The 20177-nt window shown below is 67.9% G+C and carries 20 protein-coding genes; 15 read left to right on the top strand and 5 right to left on the bottom strand.

Going from position 1 to position 20177, the window contains the following annotated elements:
- The first annotated feature begins 15 nt into the window (after nt 1–15).
- Complete coding sequence (locus FHR04_RS20855) at nt 16–1116, top strand: hypothetical protein (protein WP_170213832.1); 1101 nt, start codon at nt 16–18, stop codon at nt 1114–1116.
- A 118-nt stretch (nt 1117–1234) separates the two neighbouring features.
- Here FHR04_RS20855 and FHR04_RS03160 read toward each other — a convergent pair whose 3' ends face one another.
- From FHR04_RS03160 to FHR04_RS03175, 4 genes are all read right to left on the bottom strand, one after another.
- Nucleotides 1235–2029: a type 1 glutamine amidotransferase domain-containing protein gene (locus FHR04_RS03160; RefSeq protein WP_139400750.1), complete on the bottom strand. Its 795-nt coding sequence runs from the start codon at nt 2027–2029 to the stop codon at nt 1235–1237.
- A gap of 86 nt (nt 2030–2115) precedes the next feature.
- Nucleotides 2116–3792, bottom strand: a complete 1677-nt coding sequence (gene mutL / locus FHR04_RS03165) for a DNA mismatch repair endonuclease MutL (RefSeq protein WP_170213833.1) — start codon at nt 3790–3792, stop codon at nt 2116–2118.
- Nucleotides 3793–3882: 90 nt separating this feature from the next.
- Nucleotides 3883–5001, bottom strand: coding sequence for a [LysW]-lysine hydrolase (locus tag FHR04_RS03170; protein ID WP_139400754.1), 1119 nt, complete (start codon nt 4999–5001; stop codon nt 3883–3885).
- Nucleotides 4991–6349 (bottom strand): hypothetical protein, encoded by a 1359-nt coding sequence (locus FHR04_RS03175; protein WP_139400756.1) that lies wholly within the window; start codon nt 6347–6349, stop codon nt 4991–4993. Before FHR04_RS03175 ends, FHR04_RS03170 begins: the two co-directional genes overlap by 11 nt.
- Before the next feature lie 232 nt (nt 6350–6581).
- On the opposite strand from FHR04_RS03175, the gene FHR04_RS03180 reads away from it, so the two are divergent.
- Together FHR04_RS03180 and FHR04_RS03185 are read left to right on the top strand one after the other, a co-directional pair.
- Nucleotides 6582–6872, top strand: a complete 291-nt coding sequence (locus tag FHR04_RS03180) for a hypothetical protein (protein ID WP_039685412.1) — start codon at nt 6582–6584, stop codon at nt 6870–6872.
- A 90-nt stretch (nt 6873–6962) separates the two neighbouring features.
- A complete protein-coding gene (locus FHR04_RS03185) occupies nt 6963–7229 on the top strand; it encodes a hypothetical protein (RefSeq protein ID WP_139400758.1) in 267 nt (88 codons plus the stop codon).
- A 30-nt stretch (nt 7230–7259) separates the two neighbouring features.
- Here FHR04_RS03185 and FHR04_RS03190 read toward each other — a convergent pair whose 3' ends face one another.
- Complete coding sequence (locus tag FHR04_RS03190; RefSeq protein ID WP_249038946.1) at nt 7260–7571, bottom strand: magnesium chelatase subunit ChlI family protein; 312 nt, start codon at nt 7569–7571, stop codon at nt 7260–7262.
- Nucleotides 7572–7615: 44 nt separating this feature from the next.
- Here FHR04_RS03190 and FHR04_RS03195 point away from each other — a divergent pair, with 44 nt between their 5' ends.
- From FHR04_RS03195 to FHR04_RS03250, 12 genes are all read left to right on the top strand, one after another.
- Nucleotides 7616–8323, top strand: a complete 708-nt coding sequence (locus FHR04_RS03195; protein ID WP_139400760.1) for a TnsA endonuclease N-terminal domain-containing protein — start codon at nt 7616–7618, stop codon at nt 8321–8323.
- Between the two features lie 185 nt (nt 8324–8508).
- Nucleotides 8509–10278, top strand: coding sequence for a Mu transposase C-terminal domain-containing protein (locus tag FHR04_RS03200; protein ID WP_249038947.1), 1770 nt, complete (start codon nt 8509–8511; stop codon nt 10276–10278).
- A gap of 82 nt (nt 10279–10360) precedes the next feature.
- A complete protein-coding gene (locus tag FHR04_RS03205; RefSeq protein WP_375782561.1) occupies nt 10361–11362 on the top strand; it encodes a TniB family NTP-binding protein in 1002 nt (333 codons plus the stop codon).
- Complete coding sequence (locus FHR04_RS03210; protein ID WP_221265387.1) at nt 11349–12857, top strand: TniQ family protein; 1509 nt, start codon at nt 11349–11351, stop codon at nt 12855–12857. The genes FHR04_RS03205 and FHR04_RS03210 overlap by 14 nt, the downstream gene beginning before the upstream one ends.
- Nucleotides 12858–13180: 323 nt before the next feature.
- Nucleotides 13181–13561, top strand: a complete 381-nt coding sequence (locus FHR04_RS03215; RefSeq protein ID WP_170213835.1) for a BlaI/MecI/CopY family transcriptional regulator — start codon at nt 13181–13183, stop codon at nt 13559–13561.
- Nucleotides 13558–14406 carry a M56 family metallopeptidase gene (locus FHR04_RS03220; protein WP_139400766.1) on the top strand — a complete coding sequence of 283 codons (849 nt, stop codon included), beginning with the start codon at nt 13558–13560 and terminating at the stop codon, nt 14404–14406. The genes FHR04_RS03215 and FHR04_RS03220 overlap by 4 nt, the downstream gene beginning before the upstream one ends.
- Before the next feature lie 52 nt (nt 14407–14458).
- Nucleotides 14459–15175 (top strand): ATP-binding cassette domain-containing protein, encoded by a 717-nt coding sequence (locus tag FHR04_RS03225; RefSeq protein ID WP_211344168.1) that lies wholly within the window; start codon nt 14459–14461, stop codon nt 15173–15175.
- The gene (locus tag FHR04_RS03230) at nt 15172–16596 is read left to right on the top strand and encodes an ABC-2 family transporter permease (protein WP_139400768.1); all 1425 of its coding nucleotides are present in this window, start codon (nt 15172–15174) and stop codon (nt 16594–16596) included. Before FHR04_RS03225 ends, FHR04_RS03230 begins: the two co-directional genes overlap by 4 nt.
- Nucleotides 16597–16768: 172 nt before the next feature.
- On the top strand, nt 16769–17662 hold the full coding sequence (locus FHR04_RS03235) for an ABC transporter ATP-binding protein (RefSeq protein ID WP_170213836.1): 894 nt from the start codon (nt 16769–16771) through the stop codon (nt 17660–17662).
- Nucleotides 17659–18357: an ABC transporter permease gene (locus FHR04_RS03240; RefSeq protein ID WP_139400772.1), complete on the top strand. Its 699-nt coding sequence runs from the start codon at nt 17659–17661 to the stop codon at nt 18355–18357. Before FHR04_RS03235 ends, FHR04_RS03240 begins: the two co-directional genes overlap by 4 nt.
- Nucleotides 18350–19528: a sensor histidine kinase gene (locus FHR04_RS03245; RefSeq protein ID WP_139400774.1), complete on the top strand. Its 1179-nt coding sequence runs from the start codon at nt 18350–18352 to the stop codon at nt 19526–19528. The genes FHR04_RS03240 and FHR04_RS03245 overlap by 8 nt, the downstream gene beginning before the upstream one ends.
- A complete protein-coding gene (locus FHR04_RS03250) occupies nt 19525–20169 on the top strand; it encodes a response regulator (protein ID WP_139400776.1) in 645 nt (214 codons plus the stop codon). The genes FHR04_RS03245 and FHR04_RS03250 overlap by 4 nt, the downstream gene beginning before the upstream one ends.
- The last annotated feature ends 8 nt before the right edge of the window (nt 20170–20177 follow it).

The raw sequence follows: 20177 nt of genomic DNA on the forward strand, positions 1-20177 counted from the left end.
CCGCTACAGTGGCCCATGTCCATCCTCTACGTCCACGGTGTCGCCATCCGCGAGGGCGATCAGCCGCAGTGGGAGACCCTCAAGCGCGTGACGCATGGGGCGCTGTGGGACGAGGTCCGCGCGGCGCTGCAAACCCATGTCGCGCCCAGCGTCAACCCCGCCGATCCGCAGGGTGTGGATATCAGTTGGGTGTACTGGGGCGATCTGGGGGCCAGCCTCACGAACAAAGGCCATGAGCCGTCCGGGTGGCCCCCGCCCGAGCCTCCGCTGACGCTGAATGCCGCCGCGCTGGCCGACGAGCTGGAGCGCGGCCTGCGCCCGGACCTCCCGGCGGACCGCTGGCCCGAGCTGGTGGAGGGCTGCTGGGCCACCGCCCAGGATGCGGGTGTGCGGGCAGCCATCGGCAACGTGCCCGTCGCGGCTCAGTGGTCCGTGGCGCTGTCCGCCGTTCGCGCCCGTCTGGGCCTGGACAGCGCACATCTGCCGCAGCGCCTGCGACTGCGCCGCCATCAGAACGTGCGCCGCGTCATGCAGGACCTGCGCCGCCCGCTGGAGGGCTTCATTCCCTATTTTGTCGGGGACGCGCTGGATTACTTCACGCGGCGCGGCACGCCCCGGCAGCCCGGCCCGATTGCCACCCGCGTGCTGGCGGCCTTGAAGAAGTCCTGGCAGCTCAGCCGGAGCCGAGACGAACCGCTGGTGATCGTGACGCACAGCATGGGCGGCCAACTGATCTACGACGTCCTGACCAGCTTTCTGCCCGCCGATCCCGAACTCTCGGACCTGCGGGCAGCGGTGTGGTGCGCGGCGGCCAGTCAGGTGGGGCCGTGCAAGGCCCTGGGCCTGTTTCTGGACGATCAGACGGGCGAGGGAAGCGCGCTGGACGCTTCGCCCCACCTGGGCTACTTCTGGAATGTCTGGAGCGAGCGCGATCTGCTCAGCTTTCCCGCCGAGGGCAGCGTGCCAGGAGCGCACGACACCGACTTTCCGCTGGGAGGCCGCTCGCCCCACATGGCCTACCTCCAGCGCCCCGAGTTCTACCGCACGCTGGCGGCCAGGGTCCGGGTGCAGGTGGCGCGGGAGGCGGCGGGAGAGGGTTGTACAGACTCCGATTGAAAGGTGTTGGAAACACCTAGAAATCCGAACGGAGTGAGCAGGAGAAAAACGGTTTTCGGGCGTGGAGTGTAGGAATCGGCGCTGTCCCGATTTCTGCACGAAACAGACGGAATCCGTATTAGCCCTTCGCGGGCGTTTCGGCCAGCGCCTTCAGGAATTCCTCCACAAACGCCTCGTCGCTCATGGGGTTCTGGCCGGTGATCAGTTCGCGGTCCCGGACCACGTTGCTGGTCCACTTGTCGCCGTTCTGCACCGTCATGCCGGCGGCGGTCAGGGCGTCGGCCGGGTAGTACAGCATGGGGGCGTCGAAGCCGCTCTCGGCGTCCTTTTCCTCGGGGGTGCTGAACACCGTGGCGCGGTAGCCGCTGTACGCGAAGTCCCTGGCGTCGGGCGTTTCCCCGGCTTCCAGCGCCCGCTGGTATGCCCCGGCGGCAGGCTGGGCAGACAGCAGGGCCACCGGCGCGTGGCAGATCAGCGCGGTGGGCAGCGAGCGGTCGTGGAAGTGCCGCAGCGCGTGGCCCAGATCGTGGTTGTGCATCAGCTCGATCATGGGCGCGTGGCCGCCGGGCAGAAACACGGCGTCGAAGGCGTGCAGGTTGGTCACCGCGTCGGCCAGCGGCACGATCTCGCCGGACAGGGTTTCGTCCACGAACGCCTTGATCTGCGTGTATTCCGCCTCGTCCTTGAAGTAGTCCTGGCTGTCGCTGCTCTGATCCAGCGGCGGACGGTTGCCGCGCGGCGTGGCGATGGTCAGCGTGTGGCCCGCCTCCACCAGCCGGTGCGCGGGAACGCCGAATTCGTTGAGATAAAAGCCGGTGGCGTGCGTCTTGCCGCCCTGCAGCTTCAAGTCGGAATCGCTGGACATGACGACGAGGATTTTCTTGCCGGTGGTGCTGGAGTCGGATGCGGTCATGTCGGCCACCCTAGGCCCCACCTGCCCGCCGCTCTGTCAGCCGGGTCACGCTGGCCTGCGGCGGATGCCGCAACGCAGTTGAGGGATCAGCGGCCGGGAGGCTGGGTTTCCTGCTGGGCGCTTTGGCCGTCGGCGTCCCGGCCCCGCGCCACGTCCCGCACGCCGCGCCGCCCGAAGGCATGCGCCAGATCGCGCTCCGACAGGCGCAGGGTGGTGGGGCGGCCATGCGGGCAGGCCCAGGGATGTTCGCAGTCTGCCAGGGCGGCCAGCACCAGCTCGCCGCGCCCGTGGTCCAGCATCCCGGCCTTGAGCGCCGGGGCGCAGGCCAGATTCGCCAGCACGTCGCGGCGTGGGTCCGGCCCACTGCCCAGCGCGCCCTCCACGATCTGCTCGTGCAGCCGGGGCACCTGCAGGGCGGCCAGCGCGGCAGGCAGCGTTCTCAGCCGTGCCAGCCCGGCACCGAAATCCTCGATGGTCAGGCCCCAGCCCTGCAGGTCGGCGGCGCGTTCGTGCAGGGCCGCCCGTTGCTGCGGGGTCAGGTGCAGCAGCTCCGGCTCGGGCAGTTCTACAGGCGCCGCCGCCAGCAGCTCGCGGCCCAGTCGCTCATACAGGGCGCGTTCGTGCGCGGCGTGCGCGTCGATCACCCACAGGTCACCCTCGCCCTGGGCCAGCAGGTACAGCTCCTGGTACAGGCCCACCAGGGTCAGTCTGGGGAAAGAGCCGTTGCGGGGCGCGTCGGACGGCTCAGGTGGGGCCGTCAACGCGGGAACGGCGCGCGCCAGCGGGTGCTGCGCCAGGGCCGCCGCCACCGCCTCCCGCACGCGGGCCGCCACGCCGCCCAGATCGGCCAGGGCCACCACCTGCTTGGCCGGATGGACGTTGGGGTTGTGGTCCGCCGGCGCCACGGTGAGGTCCAGCACGCACAGCGGCGCGGCCCCGGCGGGCAGCAGCTCGGCGTAGCCCTCGATGACCGCCCGTTCCAGCTCTGGCGGCGCGAGGATGGGCCGCCCGTTGACGCTGAAGTGCATGCGGTCCCGCCGGGCGCGGGTCAGCTCCGGGCGCGAGACGACGCCGCACACGCCCACCGTCCCGCCGGCCTCCACCTTCAGCACCCGGTTGGCGTTCAGCGGGCCGTACACGCTGGCCACCGCGCCCCGGTGATCGGCGGGCGCGTGGACCAGCCGGGCCTCACCGTCCACCCCCAGCCGCCAGTGCAGGGCCGGGTGGTGCAGCACGTAGCGGCCCACCAGCGCCGTGATCTCGCGCAGTTCGGCGGCCGGTGGGGCCTGGGTCCGCAGGCGGGCGGGCAGCCCGGCGAACAGCCCGCGCACCGTGACCGTGGTGCCTGCCGGGGCGGCGGCGCGCCCCATCCGCACGGTCTCGCCCTGCGCCCAGACCTCGGCGGCGCCCACCTGCGCGGCGGGGCGGGTGACCAGGTGCAGTTCGCCGGCCTGCGCCGCCGCCCACAGCGCCTCGCCCCGGAAGCCCAGGGTGGTGACGCGCTCCACCGCTCCGGCCACGGGCTCCAGTTTGCTGGTGGCGTGGCGCACTGCGGCCAGTTCCACGCTGTCCGCGCCGATGCCGCCGCCGTTGTCGCGCACACGCACCAGGCTCAATCCGCCGCCTTCCAGCTCGATCTCGATGCGGGTGGCCCCGGCGTCCAGCGCGTTGTCCACCAGCTCACGCACCACGTCCAGCGGGCGCGACACCACCTCGCCCGCCGCGATCAGCCGGGCGACTTCGGGGGGCAGCACGCGGATCATACGGGGCAAGCGTAGCGCACGGCCAGAAGGGCCATTGCGGCCCATTTCGCGCTTGGGCTGCCGGGTTCAGCCGTGCCGGTTCAGCCGCGTCTATCCGCCGTGCGGGACCATCGCGGCCAGCCGGGTCAGGGCGTCGGTGAGGACCAGCACCGCGCGGTCGTATTCGGCCAGTTCCAGTCGCTCGTCGGGCGTGTGGTCCAGGGCGCTGTCGCCGGGACCGTAGGCCAGCGTGGGCACCGGCCAGTGGGGGGCCACCACGTTCATGTCGCTGGTGCCGGTCTTGACCTTGAAGACCGGGGTGCCGCCGTGGGCGCGAATGGCGACGCGCATGGCCCGCGTTAGGAGGTTGTCCTTGGGATGGCGCACCGCCGTTTCGTGGCCCACGAAGGCCACCGAGACGCTGGGCAGGTCCGCGAGCAGCCCCTGCAGTTCCCGCTCCGCGTCCTGCGGCGACAGGCGCGGCGGCAGGCGCAGGCCGATGCTGGCCTCGGCGCGCTGGGTCAGGCCGTCCCCGGCCGAGGCGAGGTGCTGCAGGGTGGCCTGCACCGCGTCGAAAATGCCCGGCCCCCCGGTCCCTGGACTGTCGGCGCCTGCTGCCGCCCAGGCCCGCACCCGGAACCACGCCTCGGTCAGGTCGTCGGCGGCGCTGCTGCCCTCGCCCGCGGTGTGGAAGTTGTCCTTCTCGGCGCGGACCTGCGCCACCAGCCGGCCCTTATAGCCCAGGGTGAGGCCCTGCCAGCCGCTGGGCTCGCCGATCAGCACGGCGTCGGGCTGCAGCGCCCCCACAATGTGCCGCGCCCCCCGGCTGCTGGGGGCCTCCTCCTCGGTGGCGCCGATCACCACGAACTGAACGTGGTCCAGCGCGTCGGTGGGCAGCGCCGCCACCGCCGCCATGAAGGTGCACAGCGGCCCCTTGGCGTCCACGCTGCCGCGCCCGTGCAGCACGCCCAGCTCGTCTACCCGCACGGCAATGTCGCCCGGCACGGTGTCCATGTGGCCCAGCAGCGCCACGGTGTAGGGACCGTTGCCGCGTGCGCCCACGGCGTTGCCCGCCTCGTCCACCTGGACGGCGAAGCCGCGCGCCTCCATCCAGCCGCGCAGGTACTCGGCCACCGCGCCCTCCTGCCCCGACAGGGAAGGCACCGAGACCGCGCCGATCAGCAGTTCCCGCGCGTCGCGCTGGGCGTCGGTGTGGCTCTCAGCCGTCATGTCCGCTGTCGGTCGCCGCCTCGCTGAGCGGGCCGGGGGCGCGGGCAAGCAGCGCCAGCAGTCCGGACATCTCGCCCAGCGCCAGCAGCGCGATGGCGCCCACGCCGCCCGACAGCAGGGTCCACAGGCCGGCCAGCGCCTGATCGCTGGTGAACTGGAAGAACGCCAGCAGCAGCGCCCCCACGAACAGCACCAGCGCCAGAATCCTCAGCCGGCCGGCCAGGGCCTCCACGGTCCCGGCCTGCCGGGCCAGCGCCGTGGCCGCCGCCACCTTCGAGAGGGCGGTCACGGCGCTGGCAGAGGGGGGCGCGACAGCGGGGGAGACGTTCGGCGTGGCCGCGGCGGCGGGGTCAGGGGCGGTGTGGTCCGTCTGGACCCCAGCGGGAGCGCCGCTGCCCGGAATGACCACGGCGCTGCGCGGGGCGGGCCGGCTGGGCTGCCCGGCCCCGGGCGCCGCCTGAACGGATGGAACGGCGACGGACGGCTGGGCCTTGCGGAGATCCGGGCGGGCCGGGTCCGCCTTGATGGCTTCAGGCCTGGCGCTGTCAGATTTGGCGCTGTCAGGTTTGGCCGTGTCGGGTTTGCTCGGCGTGGCCCCCGCGCCCAGCCCCGGCTTGCTCACATGTGGGGAGAAGCTCGATGACGAGATCACCACTGGGTTCTCGGCGCTGCCGCCCGCTTTCCTGGCGTCCGCGGCCCGGGGGTCTGCCGTCCTGCTGTCCGGCTCCCTGGGACCGGCTCCGCCGAGATCAGCAGGGGCGGCGGAAGGTGGCGTCGGCGTGGCCGAATGCTGGGGCACGCTGCTGCCGGGTTCCGCCGCCCTGGAGGCTGGGGTCTTCGCACCGTCGTCGCCCGGCGCTCCCGCCTCTGCCCCGCTGGCTGGGGCAGGCATGCCGGCCACCTCGGGCACGGCTGCCTCGGGGGCCGCCCCCACCTTAGCGGGCGGGGCGCTGGCTTTTGCGCCGTCCGCGGCGGGGGCCGTGCCGAAGGTCTTGGCCCCGCCCAGGGTCGGCGTGGGTGAATCCGGCAGGTCCTTGGCGCGGGCGGTGGCGCTGCGGACCCCCTTGAAAAAGCTCTGGACCTGCGCCACGTCGAAGCCCAGCAGACTGGCCGTCAGCGCCGTGCCGGCGGGGGTCTCCACCCGCAGCAGCCCGGCCTGATCGCTGTGAATCCGGGTCAGGTCGCGCAGGGTCACGCGCCGCGTGCCGCCGCCGTCCTGATACACCAGCATGTCGTCGGTCAGGACGAACAGCGCGTCGTCGCGTTCCAGCGACATCAGGGGGGCTCCGGTGATTCCGCTGGTTTTCAGGGCCGTCTGGGCGCGTTCACTCTGGGCACTCTGGGTCATGTTCTCTCCTCGGGGGTGGGGCAGGGGTCCGGGCTGAACCGCGTGGTCGCGCGGCGTCTCGGCGGTGTGCTTGACGCCCAGCATACCGACTCGGCACGCCCACCGTGGGCCGCCCGGCCGGGTGTGCGCCGCCGCCCACCTGCCGGGCGGCAGCCCGTTCGGGGAGGGGGGATGAAGAAGACGCCACCCCGCACCTCACCCGCCGGGGCACGCGGGCCAACAGACTGGCCGCATGACCGATTCCTCGGACCGCTACGGCAGCAAACCCCTGGGCAAAAGCGTCGAGGAGGTCGAGGCCACCGAGGGCAACCGCGTCAATTCTCCGGTGCCCGGCGAACAGGTCCGGCACGATCAGGAGGAGGTGGCGATGATTCCCGCCGTCTCCAACAGCAACGCCAATACCAATCCCGGAGTGGTCGAGCCCAACACCCTGTTGACCGACAGCGTGATGCTCGAAGAACGCCGGGACCGGGCGCAGGCTGGCCCCGACGCCGGGCAGAGCAGCGAGAACAGCGAGAGCTGAGGGCCAGCGCAGGAAGACACGTGATCCGGCATAAGGAAGGGTGCAGGCGGGCCTCACCCGAAGAGCGTGGCGGTCGCCCAGACTGCGGCCATGACTGACAACCGGTACGGCGACAAACCCTTGGGCAAGAGCGTCGAGGAAGTCGAGAGCGAGACCGGCAACCGCGTCAATTCCCCGCTGCCCGGCGAGGCCCGGCGCGACCTGGAGGTCGACGCGGCCATCGTCCCCGCCATCGTGGGCGGCGGCGGCGAAAGCACAGGGGCGGTGCCGGCCATCATCAACTCAGACGCTCTGGTCGAGGGCGGCAGCGGCCCGGATGACCGCCAGGCCCCGGACCGCGGCACCAGCGAAAGCTGACTCTCCAGGCAGCCCGCCGGGTGACCACGCTCAGGCCAGATCGCGCGGCCGATACGTGACCGCCTCGGCCAGGTGGGCCTCGCGCACGCTCTGCTCGCCCGCCAGGTCCGCCACGGTGCGCGCCACGCGCAGCACGCGGTCAAAGCCGCGTCCGGTCAGGCCCAACTGCCGGGCCGCCGCGCGGATGAAATTTTCGGGACCGGGGGCCAGCGGCGCGTGCTTGCGCAGGGCCTGTCCTGCCAGATCGGCGTTGCGGCTCCCCTGACGCTCCAGCATCCGGCCGCGCGCCGCAGCAATCCGCGCCCGCACCGGGGCTGTGACCGTACACGGTAATTGCGACACAGAACCAGCATAACCCACAATTCATACCCATTATTTGCGACTGAGTGGTTGCATTATTTGCGACTGGAGTGCATTTAGGTTACGCTATTTGCGACTGTATGGTGATACCTCCGGTTCGTAAAATTATCAAAGGGCGACGTGGCAACCGTGGGCGCATCGGCGCGCTGAAAGCCGGTGGCCGGGCCACCTTCGAGTCCACCCTGGAGCGCGATTTCTACTTCACGCTCGATTTCGATCCAGCCGTCGAAACCTTCTCTCCTCAGCCGGTCCTCCTGACCTATCAGGGCAGCAACGGCAGGAAGAAAAAGTACGTACCGGATGTGCTGGTCACCTACACGGATCGCCGCCCGCACGGTTTATTTGAGGTGAAGTACGCCGCTGACCTGCTGGCGGACCCATCAGAGTTCAGGTTGAAGTTCCGGGCAGCGCGGGAATACGCCAGATGTGAAGGCTGGACCTTCGGCACAGTCACTGAGAAATCCATCCGGCAGCAACGTCTCAAGAACATCACGTTTCTGCGCCCTTTTCTCGATCCTGGCCGGGTCTTCGCCGCCAGGGACCGGCAGATGCTCCTGTGCCAGTTCACGGTGATAGGTCTGACGCCACGTCAGCTCCTCGCAGACCTGTCTCTGGAAGAGAAGGGGAGACTGTTGCCTGTGCTGTGGCATCTCGTCGCGGCGGGCGTCATCCTCTTGGACATGGATCAACCGCTCGGCATGGACAGTCCGCTACACCTCCCGGAAGTGCCGTGATGGGAACGGTCACCTTCAAGAAAGATCAGTGGGTCAGCGCGCAGGGGCGCGAGGGTCAGATCATCCGCGCTTCCAATCTGAAAGAAGTCCAGTTGCGGGACCGCAACGGTGAGCTGTTCACTGCGCCCATCATCCACCTGCACCCCCTGGATGACGCTGAGCTTGCGGCGCAGGCCAGCCGCCCGGTGGATTCCGAGCGCGAACTCGCTGCCCAGCGCGAGGCCGATTTTCGTCTGAAGGCCATTACCCCACTGCTGCGTCTCGGTCCCCTGCGGACACGGGAGGCAGTCAAGGCGCGGGCCGCCGAACTTCAGTGCGACACCGCGACGCTCTACCGCTGGATCAAGCGCTACGAATCGACGGGTCAAGCGCAGGGCCTGCAACGCAAGCCCCGGAGTGACGCGCGCCAATCTCGCACTCAGCCGGAAGTAGAAGTCCTGATGGAGGCCCTCATTGACCGCGAATATCTGCAAGCGGAGCGGCCTGCCATCTCCGGGGTGTACAAGACGCTCCTGACCGAGATTCGGCGGGCCAACCTGAGCGCAGACGGTGATCAACCCTCACTTCAATCTCCGACGTATCAAACCTTTCGGCGGCGCATTCACACGATTTCAGAAATGAAGCGCATGAGCCGTCGCTTCGGCCCTGAAGCGGCCAGGGCACTGCGTCCCATCCTGGGACACTATCCAGGAGCCACCTTCCCGCTCGCCGTGGTCCAGATTGACCATACCCGGCTCGACCTCGCGCTGGTGGACAGCATCACACGGCAGTACATCGGGCCACACGCCTGGATCACCCTGGTGATGGATGTCTTCAGCCGGGTGGTGCTGGGGTTCCACATTTCCCTCGACGCTCCCAGCGCCTTCTCGGTGGGCATGGCCGTCACCCACGCCATTCTTCCCAAAGAAACCTGGCTGGCCCGGCACAGGAAGACCCTCAACAGACTGGTTCAGAAGCTGGAACCCGAACAGCATCCCGACTTGTCGTGGGACTTCTGGGGCAAGCCGGTCAAGCTCAAGGTAGACAACGCCAAGGAATTCTGGGGCAAGCTCTTGCAGAAAACCTGCGCCAGCTACACCATCGATCAGGAATTCCGCCCGGTGCATCAGCCCAACTACGGCGGGCACATCGAACGCCTGCTGGGCACGGTGGGTGACGAAATCCACGCCATCCCCGGCACGATGTTCAACAACCCAGGTGAACGCGGCGAATACGACTCCGAGGGCCGGGCCGTCATGACCATCGAGGGCCTGGAAACCTGGCTGACTGCCTTCCTGCTAGGGGTCTACCACCACCGCGTTCACAGCGCCCTGGGCATGACCCCCACAGAGCGGTGGGAACAGGGGATCTTTGAAGGCACCCCGGAACATCCGCCTACCGGCATACCGGAAAGGATCATGGGTGAACGCGCTGAGCGCCTCCGTATGGATTTCCTGCCGTATTTCGAGGCCACAGTGCAACGGGGCAGTGTGCGGCACGACGGTCTTGTGTACAGGGGGTCAGCCTTGAATGGCTACACCCGCGCCAAGCACCCGGACCACCCCACCCAGTCGCGTAAATTTCTGTTCCGCTACGATCCCAACGACATCAGCCAGGTGTATTTCCTTGATCCTGCGTGGGACCATTATCATGAAATTCGTTGCCATCAGCCGGACTTTCCGAGCATGAGTTTGTGGCAGCTCCGGGCTACCAAACGCTTCGCCAAAGAACGACAACTCAAGGTGGACAACGAGCGTGATCTGGTCGCCGCCTGGCGACTGATGCAGCGGATTATCCAGGCCGAGCGGCAGGAAACCCGGCAAGTTCGTCTGGACGCCGAGAGGGAGCGTCGCCGGGAAAAGAGGGAAAAGCCTACTGGCGCAGTCAAGGCGGCTTCGCCTTCACGGACACGCGCTGCTCTTGGTCTCTTCGGTGACGCGGCGGACATCCAACCCTTCGACGAACTGGAAAGTTAGGTGAGGGCGTGTCGTCCTCACGGCACGCCTCCCCTTGTCCTTTGCCTGCCCAGGCCGCTACACTGAATCGGGGGTATGTCAGGTGACAGACGGCAAGGCGAGGCGGCTGGTTCCCGAAGTCGAGCGCCTTCTGGGTGGCACAGACAAGGAACGGTTGAAGTATCTGGGTGATGACCACTGGATCGGTTATCCAATGGCTCTGGGCATCCTGTCCGAGATGGCAGAACTTCTGGCCGCCAATGAGGTGCGGCGTCCGAGAAATATGCTGGTGGTCGCCAACACCAACAACGGCAAAACCACCGTGATTGACCGCCTCAAGGCACTTCACCCGGATGTTACTGACCCGGACAGCGACGGCGTACAGATGCCGGTGGTCAAGCTCAACGCGCCGCAGTCGCCAGACGAAGACCGCTTTTACAACCACATCCTGGAGTCCCTGGGGGCGATCTACAAGATTCGCGCGCCTAAAGACGCCAAGTTCTTTCAAATCTGCCGTCTCCTGCGTGACGTGGGCATGAAGGTGCTGATCTTCGACGAGATCAATAACTCGCTGGCGGGCAACATGATCCAGCGCCAGCAGATGTTCAATGCCATCAAGAGCCTGAGCAACGAATTGCAGCGCCCCATCATCCTGACCGGCACCTTCGAAGCCCTGGTGGCCGTCCGCGAGGACAAGCAGATGCAAAACCGTTTCCCCCCGTCCATTCTGCCGGTCTGGGAGCTGGACAGCACGTTCTTGCAACTGCTGGCCTCGTTCGAGAGCCTGATGCCCCTCAAGCAGCGCTCGAATCTGGCGAGTGAAGTGCTGGCTCCCCTGCTGCTCGCCATGTGCGGTGGACTGATCGGTGAACTCTGCGAACTGCTCAAGAGGGCTGGCAAACGCGCCATCACCAGTGGTCGTGAGCGAATCAGCGCCAGGTTGCTGCTGGAACTGGACTGGGTGCCGCCTGACCAGCGTGACCGGCAGGCCAGCGCCGCTGAACAGGGACTGAGTTACCGCATCAACTACAAGGAGATGGTGCAGCGCGTTCAGGCGGATGAGGCTGAGGCACAGGATGAGTGGGACGACGATGACGCCGATTAGGCGTCTGCCCCGGCATCCGCACCCCCATCCAGGGGAAAGTCTATCGTCCTGGCTGATGCGGCTCTCGCATGCCAACGCGCAGCGCCTGTCCTACCTCACCACCCATCTGACCGACAATCCCAACTTCTGGCACAGCGATCCTGACCGGCACCTGCGGGCCGAGATTTTCCCAGCCCTGACGACGGCGACAGGTCTGAGCGAAGCCCGGCTGCGTGAACTGATGCTGCCCCAATTTGTCGGCACGCTTTTTGACCGGCTTCATCCACAGGCCGCAACCCGCTGGGCGCTGCCGTATGCCAAGCGCCTTTACGCTGGTCAGCGTGGGGGAGCGGTGTATTGCCCCCGGTGCCTGGAAGAGAAGAGTGGCCCCTTCCTTCGCCTGAGCTGGAGATTGTCGTTCGCCACGGTCTGTCCCGAGCATCAGCTCGTGCTGAGAGAGAGCTGCCCGCACTGTGGAGCGTTCTTTGCGCCCCATCTCAATGATCTGGGCAAGGGAAAGGACTGGAGCCTGGAGAAACGTCTGCCGTTCGGCTGGTGTCCGCAGTGCGAATGCGACTTGCGCGGAACGGGTGAACCGGCTGGGCCTGAAGAACTCGCCTTTCAACAGCGACTGACAGAAGCGCTCTCGACGGGGCGAATGGCCTGGGACCATCTGGATCACGTCCCAGCGTTGGAGGGTTTCGACGTGATGCATCAGGTGCTGTCGCTGCTCTTCCTGGCTGGCCCCTGGAAGGCGGTGCAGGACGTGACTGGCCTCCCTGTGCCAGCTTCCCCACCGGCAAGGCCCAACCGGACCTTCGAGGACTTCACCTTCGAGGACCGCCGCCTGCTGCTGGCGGGGTTGCGCTTCCTGGTGAGCGACTGGCCCGCCCGTTTCGTGGCGGTGTGTACCACGGCGCGGCTGACCCGCAAGCCGCTGGTGGTCAACATGCCAGTCATTCCTGCCTGGTATGACGAGGTGGCAGACCGCTTCAGTCGGGCCAATGGCCGCCGCCCCTACAAGCGCATTCCACTAGCAGAACATCTTGATCTGGACGGAATCGCTGCCCGTCGCGCCCAGGCCACGAAGCCCCGCGAACGTCGGCGTTGGGAGGTGCTGTGGCACTATCACCAGCAGCCGGAAGCGCTGCCCGTGGCGCGGCGGTTGGGTATGTCCTGGGACTTCGTGGCCCGCACGGTCAACCGCTATAACCTTTACGGCCCGGACTGGATGAATGATGCCAACCGGGCCAGATCATTTGGCCGTCGTCGTCTGCTCGATGAAGCGCAGGAACTTGAACTTCAAACGTATATCGCCGCGTCACCCGGCAAGCCCAGCAACGCTGAGTTGCAGGACTGGTGCGAGGCCCGGATCGGCCACCGACCGGATTCGTCAACGCTGTGGATGTATCGCAGGGGTGTGGCCCATACCCGGCTGGGGCGACGGGCCAGACCATCAGCAAGTGAGGCGACTGATCTATTCTCTCCCCGCGACAGGGAAGACGAAGAGACTTGAGAGCGTTTGAATCTGCTCCTTTTCCTCAGCCTTGATTGAGGTTCCTTCTCGGTCGGTCCAGTCCAAGTGCAATGGAATCGTACTTCTGAGCCGCCTGACCTGAGTCTCTAGTCTTGACGGTCCAATTTTCGGAGAGCAGACCAGTCGCGAACCTCCTGTGATCACCAGACGGACCGGCTTGATCACATGTTCAAGGTAGGTTCGCCGCCGCTGTACGCCATCGCCTGAAAGTTGCAGGGGCAATGCCCCAATCAGGCCAGTCTTCCGGCGTACAACTTTCGTGGATGGACGGGGTCTCTCTGGCCTGCTACTCTGTGTGGCAGATGACGCCTGCCTCCTCTCTTTCTGGACTGGGACCTCTGGAACAGCGGGTCATGGAAGTCCTATGGACCAGGGCACCACGCGGCGTAACCGCTGTGCAGGCCGAACTCGGGGGTGAGAGCGCCTATTCCACCGTCAAGACGATCCTGGAACGCCTGACCGACAAAGGCTACCTGCTGCGCGAAAAGGTTGGCAAAGCGTTCGAGTACCGGCCCGCGATCAGCCGCACGGAGCTGGAGGTGCAGGGCGCCCGCCGCCTCAGCGAACGGCTGCTGTCCGGCTTCGGCTCGGCCGCGCTGACGCAGTTCGTGGATACGGTCAAAGAGGACCCAGCCCAACTGACTGAGCTGCGCCGCCTGCTGACCGAATTGGAGGAGCAGTGAAATACCTCTTCTACCCACAGTTCATCCTGACCGTGTGGGGGCCGCTGCTGGTCTTTGGGCTGGCATGGCTGCTGCGGCCCTGGCGCCAGACCCTGGCACCTCGCGCCGGGTTCTGGCTGAGCCTGGGGTTGCTGCTGTTGCCTGTGCTGATGTGGTACGTCCCCTATCTGCCGGGCCTGGCCCTGCGGGAGTGGTTGCCGTACCGTGCCCCCATCTCCTGGGGGGTATACAACGGCCCGCAGGAGTTCACACACTGGACGTGGTGGCTCACCACACTGCCGTTCCTGCTGGGCTTCGGGGGCCAGTGCGTTGCGGCAGCGTATGGTCTGGCTGAGCAGGCCGTCACCCGCTGGCGTGTCCGCTGCCTCCCACAGTACCGGGTAGGCCGAATCAACGTGCTGGAAGTGCCGGGCGAGCTGGCCTTTACCCTGAGCTGTTTCCGGCCCCACATATATGTCAGCCGCGCGGTGTGGGAGGGGCCGCACCGGGCCGCTATCCTCGCGCATGAGGAGGGCCACGCCAGCGCCCGCCATCCCCTGCTGCTCGCGCTGGCCCTGTGGGCGGCCCGTTCCTGCTGGTTCTGGCCGCCCGCCCAGATCCTGCTCCACGAGGTCCGCACCTGGGCCGATCAGCAGGCCGCGCAGACCACCGGACGCCCGGCCCTGGCCCGCGCCCTGCGCCATTCGCTCAACGTGGCGGCGGGTCCGTCCATCGCTCCCTCGTTCGCCTCGCCCTCTATCATCACACGCCGAGTCCAGCGTCTGTCCCGCGAAGGAAGGCCGCTCCCGCTCCCCCTCGTTCTGGGACTGCTGGGCCTCTATCTGGCGCTGCTGGTGCTGGTCTGACCTCTGCTTTTTTTGCCCAAAGTGCTACACGCCGTAGCAGAAGTAGAATACTGTGAACACCCCTGATTTCGCCATCATCACCGACCACCTCGCCAAACGCTTCGGCAAGGCCACCGTCATCCACGACGTGAATCTCCACGTCCCCACCGGACAGGTCTACGGGCTGCTGGGACCAAACGGGGCAGGCAAAAGCACCACGTTGGGGTTGATCTTGGGCCTCTTGCAGCCCACCTCCGGCGGCGTGGAGCTGTTCGGGCAGCCGTGGCGGCGGGACCTGCTGGGCCGCGTCGGGGCCAGCCTGAACGGTCCTGCCTTCTACGGTCACCTCAGCGCCGCCGAGAATCTGGAGGTGCATGCCCGGCTGCTGGGACTGAAGGCGGACGTGGTGCGCCGCACGCTGGAGCGCGTCGGCCTGGCGGGCGCGGGAGGCAAGGCGGCGGGGCAGTTCAGTACTGGCATGAAAAGCCGACTCGCCCTGGGGATGGCCCTGCTGACCGAACCGGACCTGCTGATTCTGGACGAACCGCAAAACGGCCTCGACCCGGAAGGCATCTATGCGCTGCGCCAGCAGCTCCGCGACTACGCCGGGGCCGGGAAGACTGTGCTGATCTCCAGCCACCAGCTCGGTGAGGTGCAGCAACTCGCGGACGTGATCGGGGTGCTGCACGGCGGAACCCTGCGCTATCAGGGACCGCTGGCCCAGTTGCAGGCCGGCTACGATTCGCTGGAGGACGCCTACTTCCACCTCACGCGCGCGGGGCAGGCGTGACCGCCACCTGGCGGGCCGAGGCCCTCAAGGTCCGGCGTAGCGCCGCCGCCCGCCTGCCCTGGGTGGGCCTGGCTATCGGCCTGATTCAGGGCCTCGGCTTTCTGAGGAGCGAGGCGGCGGTCCAGACCTGGGCGGGCCTCACCGTCTGGCACACGCTATGGACTACCTTTTTGCTGCCGCTGTTCTTGGCGCTGCTGGTCGGGCTGACGGCCATACGGGAGAGCCGGGCGCGGGGCGGCGGCCTGTGGTGGCGGCCCCTCCCCTGGGAAGCGCAGGGCCGGACGGAGCTGGCGTGGCTGGCGTGGCTGTCCCTCCTGATGAATGCGGCGGTGGTGCTGCCCAGCCTGCTGTTCGGCACGCTGGTCCACCTGCCGGGCGATCCCCCGCTGGGGCGGCTGCTCGGCCTGACTGCGGCGCTGACCCTCGCCTCCCTTCCCCTGCTGGCGCTGGGACAGCGGCTTGCCCGCCGCTTCGGGCTGATCGCGGCGCTGGTGGTGGCCTTTGTGGGCAACTTCAGCGGCATCGCCCTCTCGGAGGGCCGCTGGTGGTTCCTCGATCCCTGGGCCTGGCCCATCCGCGCCACCTTCACGCTGACGGGAACGCAGGCAAACGGTCTGCCGCTGGCACTGGACAGTTCCCTGTGGCAGGTGTCGCCTTGGCCGGTGGTGGGCGTGGCACTGGCGGTCTTCGGCGTGCTGGCCTTCTTGCCCTATGCCCTTCCACTTCTGGGCGGCCATCCGCGCCGGGGCACGGCGGGCACGCTGCGTGGCTGGCGCTGGACCGGCCCGCTGGCGTCCGAGCTAGTCAAGTACCGTCATACGGCCTTGCCCTGGCTGATGACGGTGACGCCCGTGCTGGTCGTGGTGCTGGGACAGACCCTTCTGGACGCGCGGGGCCTGTGGGAGTTCTGGACGCTGCTGGTGCTGCCCTTTGCCGTCGCGCTGGTCCCAGCCCTCGGCTGGGGGCAGGAGGCAGAGAGTTGGCGGGTGCTGCGTGCGCGGGCCATCTCTCCCACGCGGCTGTATGGGACGAAGCTGCTGGTCCTGTGGCTGGCGGCACTGCTCAGCGGCGTAGTGCTGTTCGTCGCGGCGGCCTTGATCAGCCAACCCCTGCCCCGGCCTGCGCCGCTCCTGACCCTGCTGGCCCTGAGCAGTTTCGCCCTGCTCGCCTTCCACCTGTGGCTGGCAATGCGCTTCAGCCCGGCCGTGACGCTGGGCGTCGGCCTCATCGGCACCTTGCTGGCCGCCCTGCTGGGTGGGACCGGGTTGGGCGCAGGCCTGTGGCCCTTCTTCCCATGGGTCTGGGCAAGCGTGCTGACCTTCACGGAGACGGCGGCCCTGTGGCCTTACCTGCTGGCCCTCGCGGTGTTGGGCGGCGTGTTCTTCTGGCTGGGCACACGAGCGACGCTGCGGGAGAGTTGAAGCGACCGCCAGGATTATCGCGAAGGGGTCTGGAAGGGTAGATTCGCCGTTCCCATCTGCCATCCCGCAAAAGTTACAAGGGACAGGAAGTCATGCCGCTGCTCCCCCAATCCAGCCTACGTAATCCTCAGGGGTGACGCGCCCTATGAACCGGTGGGCGCATGCTCCCGGTATGGACGCTCCACCGCTCGCCACCCAGGGCCTCACCAAGATCTACGGGCGACGCCGCACCGTGCACAACGTCAACCTCCACGTCCCCCAGGGGGCGCTCTACGCCCTGCTCGGCCCGAACGGCGCGGGCAAGACCACCACCCTGCGCTGCCTGCTCGGCCTCACCCGCCCCACCTCCGGCACCTGCCTGGTGCTCGGCCAGGATGTCCGGCGTCCCGAGGCTCGCCGTCAGGTCGCCGGGATGATCGACGCTCCCGCCTTCTACCCCAATCTGACCCCGGCCGAGAACCTCCGCGTCGTGGCCGAGCTGAGGGGGGTTCCCTTCCGGCAGGCCCTGGACACCCTGGGGACGGTGGATCTCCGGGGCGCCGCCCACCGCCCGGCCCGCACGTTCTCGCTGGGCATGAAGCAGCGGCTGGGCATCGCCCTCGCGCTCGTCGGTGACCCGGCCATCCTGATCCTCGACGAGCCGCAGAACGGCCTGGACCCCCAGGGCATGCTGGACATGCGGACGCTGCTGAAAGATCTCCAGCGCCGGGGGCACACCGTGGTCGTCTCCAGCCACCTGCTGGGCGAGGTGCAGCAGTTCGCCGATCACGTCGGCATCATGCGCCAGAGCGAACTGGTCTTGCAGGACACCTTCCAGGCCTTTGCGGGCCGCGCGGCGACCCACCTCGAATTGGAAACGCCGGATGGTGTGACCGCCCGTCAGGTGCTGGACAGGGCGGGCATTTCCGCGCAGGTGCAGGGTGACCGACTGCTCCTCCCCAGCACTCAGGACCAGGCCGGGGTCGCCCGCCTCCTGCTGGACGCGGGCCTAACCTGGACGCGCCTCGCCCCCAGTGGCACCTCGCTGGACCGCCTCTACTTCGACCTGACCGGAGACGCGGCATGAGGACGGAATTCCTGAAGCTGCGCCGCTCCCTGGTCTGGCCGGTCGTGCTGGGCCTGCCCTGGCTGCCCGGCGTCCTGAACCTGCTGATCTTCCAGGCCCCAGAACGCCGCACGGCAGAATGGGCCGACGTGCTGCGCAACGGCCCCTCCACCTGGTTCCTGCTGCTTATGCCGCTGGTAATGAGCCTGCTGGTCGCGCAGGTCACGACTCTGGAACATAGCAGTGGCGGCTGGCGGCTGCTGTTCAGTGCCCCGCAGCCCCGTTCGCGGGTGGTCTGGCGCAAGATCGGCGTGCTGCTGACACTTAGCCTGCTGATGACGGCCTTGATGCTCGCGGGCGTAGCGGCGGGGGCCTGGTTGCTGAGCGGGACCCTGACGGGCATGCCCGACTGGGGGACGTTCCTGGGACGGGGGCTGGTGGGCTGGGCCGCTTCGCTGGCCCTGCTGCTGATCACGCTGGTGGCGGCGCTGTGCTTTCCCAGCTTCCTTGCGCCACTCGGCCTGGGGATGGCGGCCACGGTCGTGACCTTCGTGGTGATCAACAGCGAATGGGGCCGCTGGTGGCCCTGGGCACTGCCGACCCTGACGAGTGTGCAGCCCGTGCAGGAGAGTGTTCCCCTCCTCGCCTACGGTCTGGGACTGTCACTGCTCGCCGCACTGGCTGCGCTCTGGGAGGTGGCGCGCCGGGATGCTTGAGCGCCTGCGGACTTGGTACGCGGACCGTCCCACGGCCCGCGTCACCGTCCTGTTCAGCGGCCTGAACCTGCTGGCGGTGCTGCTGTTCACCCTGCTGATTCCGCCGTTCCGCCTGGCCGGCCGCACGCCCCTGCCGCCACTGGCCGATCCCAGCGCGGCCTTGCTGCGGACCGGGCTGGCGCTGGGCATCTTCGTGCTGCTGGTCTGGCTGTTCCGGCCGGGCGTGCGGCGTGCACGGGAACTGCTAGCGCTGGCCGGGCTGGCCCTGCCGGTGCTGATTCTGTACGCCCTCAGCTACCCCTTGCTGCTGCTGCTCAGCCTGGTTCCCCCTCTGCTGCGACCCTGGCTGACCTGGTGGCGCACGCTGGCCTTCTCGGTGCTGCTGTGCGTCCCGGTCGCGCTGCTGGATGCCGTCCTGAACCGGGTGCTCAACGGCGGTTCGCTGGACGAGGCCCTGCGGGCCTCGGCACTCCTGCCCTGGTGGCTAGCATTCGCGCTGCTGATCAACCTGTACACCCTCAGCGCCCTGGAGTTCGCCTACCGGGAAGCGTCGCTGCGCCGGGACCTCGCGGCCCTCAGGGAGACACACCTGGAGTTCGTCAGCCTGTCTGAGCGGGCCAGGATTTCCCGTGAACTCCACGACACGCTGGGCCATCACCTGATGGTCGGGGGGATGCACCTGCGACTGCTGCGCCGTCAACTTGAGGAGGAACATCCGGCCGGGGACCCCCTCGTAGCGGTAGAAGCCAGCCACGCGGCGGCCGTCCACGACCTGCGGCGGGTGGTGCGCGTGCTGCGCCCCCTGGAGGGAGAGCGCGGTTTGCGGGAAGCCCTGGAGAAACTCGTCATCGGGCAGTCGAGCGTGACCCTGACCGTGGACGGCGAGGAACCGCCCCTGTCCGAGGCCATCCGCCTCACGCTGTTCCGCGCGGCACAGGAGGCCCTGACGAACGCCTGCAAGCACGCCCCCGGCCAGCCCCTCAACCTGGACGTGCAGTTCATGCCGGAGGCCGTGATCCTGCACGCGGCCAATCCCAGTCGCCAGGCGCTGGGGGACCTGGCCGGGCTGGGGCTCGTCGGGTTGCGGGAACGGGTGACGGAGCTGGGTGGGCAGTTCACAGCAGGCCTGCGGCAGGGGCAATTCCGGCTTGAACTGAGGCTGCCCACGTGATCCGGGTGCTGCTGGTGGATGATCAGCCTCTGGTGCGCGCGGGGTTGCGGGCGCTGCTGGGAGCCGAGCCGGACCTGGAGATCGTGGGGGAGGCGAAAAATGGCCCGGAAGCCCTGACCTGGCTGGAGAAACAGGAAGCGGACGTGGTGCTGCTCGACATTCGCATGCCCGGGTTGTCGGGCGTGGACGTGGCCCGCCGCCTGAGTGGACGCCCGAGTCCGCGGGTCATCCTGCTGACCACCTTCGACGACGAGCGGGACATCGCGGCGGGACTGGCGGCCGGGGCGCAGGGCTTCCTGCTGAAAGACGCCTCGGGTGAGGAGATTGCAGCAGCTATCCGCCGGGTCATGAAAGGCGAGCGATACATCCAGCCCGTGGTGGCGCAGGCGTTGGAAGAAATTCTGGCGTATCAGGGGCCTCTCGCCGCTCCTCCGCACGAGCCCCTGACGCCCCGCGAACTGGAGGTGCTGGCGCTGATCGCCCGTGGCATGAGCAACAAGCGGATCGCCAGCTCACTCGACATCTCAGACAACACCGTGAAAGTGCATGTGGCCCGCATTCTCGCCAAACTCGGCGCGGCAGATCGCCTTAGCGCCCTGCGTATTGCCTTCACCCACGGTCTGATTTCCGGCCACCTGTGACCAGCAAG

Origin of the sequence: Deinococcus radiopugnans ATCC 19172, from assembly GCF_006335125.1 — a bacterium.
GTDB lineage: Bacteria > Deinococcota > Deinococci > Deinococcales > Deinococcaceae > Deinococcus > Deinococcus radiopugnans.